The sequence below is a fragment of the Ligilactobacillus salitolerans genome (assembly GCF_003864415.1).
Taxonomy (GTDB): Bacteria; Bacillota; Bacilli; order Lactobacillales; family Lactobacillaceae; genus Ligilactobacillus; species Ligilactobacillus salitolerans.
The window spans coordinates 1-358 of record NZ_BFFP01000124.1 but is presented as its reverse complement, the minus strand read 5'-3'; the positions used below and the strand labels follow the sequence as shown (position 1 = coordinate 358).

Below are 358 nucleotides of genomic sequence, written 5' to 3'. Positions count from 1 at the left end.
AAGGCCACTACACCTTGTCTCCCCAAATCCAATTCGTCTAAATGACGAAAATAGAAAGAAGTTTTATTCATGGATAATTGTACACTTGATCGTCTTGGGATTAAAGACCCACGCTTAATTGAAGACCCTAAGCTTGAAGATCAGTATAAAATCTACCATAACCAACCCGCCCGCTTCATTCATCTCTTACAAACTTATTCCTGCTTGTGTCCTAAGTGTGGGCAGACAATGCGAAAAAACGGCTTTAAAACAGTCCACATTGTTGGTCTACCTTCAGGCGGAGTCCTCAATGTTTTCTCGATCCGCAAGCAGAAGTTTATCTGCCCGGATTCACCAGACTGTCCCAAAATTGTTACCA

1 protein-coding gene is annotated in these 358 nt (G+C 42.2%); it reads left to right on the top strand.

Going from position 1 to position 358, the window contains the following annotated elements; all coding sequences use genetic code 11:
* Window positions 1-69 precede the first annotated feature (69 nt).
* A partial coding sequence (locus LFYK43_RS12350) for a transposase family protein (RefSeq protein ID WP_174714005.1) occupies window positions 70-358 on the top strand: 289 nt, incomplete at its 3' end.